At 56.5% G+C, this 2,041-nt stretch carries 2 protein-coding genes; both read right to left on the bottom strand.

Annotated elements, in window-relative coordinates; genetic code table 11:
- Window positions 1–45: 45 nt before the first annotated feature.
- Complete coding sequence (gene tnpC / locus AC07V0_RS29960; RefSeq protein WP_495020209.1) at window positions 46–1,578, bottom strand: IS66 family transposase; 1,533 nt, start codon at window positions 1,576–1,578, stop codon at window positions 46–48.
- Between the two features lie 18 nt (window positions 1,579–1,596).
- On the bottom strand, window positions 1,597–1,956 hold the full coding sequence (gene tnpB / locus AC07V0_RS29955; protein ID WP_007247730.1) for an IS66 family insertion sequence element accessory protein TnpB: 360 nt from the start codon (window positions 1,954–1,956) through the stop codon (window positions 1,597–1,599).
- Window positions 1,957–2,041 lie beyond the last annotated feature (85 nt).

Raw genomic sequence — 2,041 nt, 5'->3', positions numbered from 1 at the left:
GTAAGCGCTCCATAAACCCCACCTAGTCAAAAGTGGGCGGCGCGTTTAGCTGTGGGGTCGAGGCTTGCAGTTCCACGGCAACAGGGCTTCGTAATCTTCGACCGAGGATGCCTGTGGCAGGCGCTCCAGTGCGTGGCGCAGCCACGCATAAGGCTCTTGGCCGTTGGCTTTGGCGGTCTCGACCAGGCTGTAGAGTTGAGCACTCGCCGTCGCGCCTTTGGGCGTATCGCTGAACAACCAGTTCTTCCTTCCGATGACGAAGGGCCGGATCGCACGCTCGGCGGTGTTGTTGTCGATGGGCAGGTAGCCTTGCTCGACGTACCGTTCCAGTTTGCTCCAGTTGTTTGCCAGGTAGGTAACAGCCTTGCCAAGTGCATTCTGCGTGGTCATGTATGGGAGCGTTTTCTCCACCCAGGCCTTCAGCTCACTCATCACCTTGAGACTTAAATCCTGACGTCCTTTTTTCCGACCCTCATCGCTACTCTCTTTGTAGGCGATCTCGATGCCGTATAGCTTGCTGATCAGCTTCAACGCGATATCCGCACGACCTGTCTTTCCTTTAGGTTGCACTTTTTGCGCTTCAACAAACTTACGGCGTGCATGGGCCCAGCACCCTAAACGCTCGACTCCGTCCTGCGCGCCGAGCGCGTTGTAACCGGCGTAATCATCGGTCATGAGATAGCCGCAGTAGCCATCGAGCAGGCGCGTCGGTACCTCCTGCGAGCGGCTGGTGGAGTAGTCAAAAAGGATCACTGGTTTGTCTGGCGCGCCGCCGGTTTGCACCCACATCCAGGACTGACTGCTTGGCTCCCGATCAGGCTCTTTCAACACCTGCACGCGTGTTTCATCGCAGTGGATGACCCGACTGGCCAAGAGGCTGTCGCGCATTAAATTCAGCAGCGGCTGAAAGTGCTCACCGCACTGGATAACCCAGCGAGCCAGGGTCTGACGTGGAATATCGATGCCATGGCGGCTTAGTACTTTTTCAAAGCGGTGAAGCGGCAAACCGTCCACGTACTTGGTGGTCAGCAGCATCGCCAGAACACTTGGGCTGGCCATGCTTTTTTCAATCAGTTGAGCCGGCTTGTCCGCAGTGACCGGTGCCGTCTCGCAGTCGCGGCAACCGTAAACTTTACGAACGTGCTTGATCACACGGATCTGCATCGGCACGATTTCAAGCTGCTCGCTGACTTCCTCGCCAATGGCGTGTTTGCGGCAGCCGCAGGCACACGTCAGTTCATGCTCGGGAAGTTCGTGGATGACTTCGATACGTGGCAGGTCGGCAGGCAGCGGCTTGCGTTTGCCGCGAGGCTTGGCCGGAGCGACAACCTCTTCTTCAACGTCTTCGTCGACAGGCTCGGCGATGCTTTCCGCCTCGTTGAAAAGGGCTAGCTGAGGCGTTGCCAGATCGGCTGTCTGCTCGGACTTACGTCCGAACAGGCGCTGGCGCAGCAGCGCGTTTTCTTCTTCAAGATGAACGATGCGGCCCTTGTTAGACTCGCGCTCAATCAGCATCTGCTCTAGCAATTGCTTGAGCAGCGCGGGGTCGTCAGGAAGGTCTTTGGGCATCGATATCATGCCCTGGATTATACCGAATCAGGCCACGAATCGTGGCGTCAAAACCTGATGGGGACGGTTACGCCAGAGGTCAAAACCGTCGAGCATCCAGTTGAGTTCCTGGACGGTCAAGACAATTGCCTCGTCGGTGACATCGGGCGATGTTTTGAATCGCTCGGACTCCAGCCGTTTGAGCCATAGGCAGAAGCCATTGCGCTCCCAATATAAAATCTTCACTCGATTGCGGGGCTTGTTGAGGAAGACGAAAAGCACGGGGTCAAAAACTGCGACCTTAATGTCCAACTCGACCAGCGCAGCCAGGCCGTCGATGGATTTTCGGAAGTCGACAGGTTTGGGGTACAGATACACTTTTTCGACTTTTGCATCGGGTCGCATCATGGCGGACGGGCTCCTGAACGAAATCGGGAGCACAGCATCCGGGATCACTTGGCAGCTTTGAATGTGTAGTTCATGGAGCGGTTAC

It is taken from the genome of Pseudomonas sp. GW821-FHT01E10 (assembly GCF_059422365.1).
Note: the sequence above shows the minus strand (reverse complement) of the source record. Positions and strands in the feature narration are given on the sequence as shown.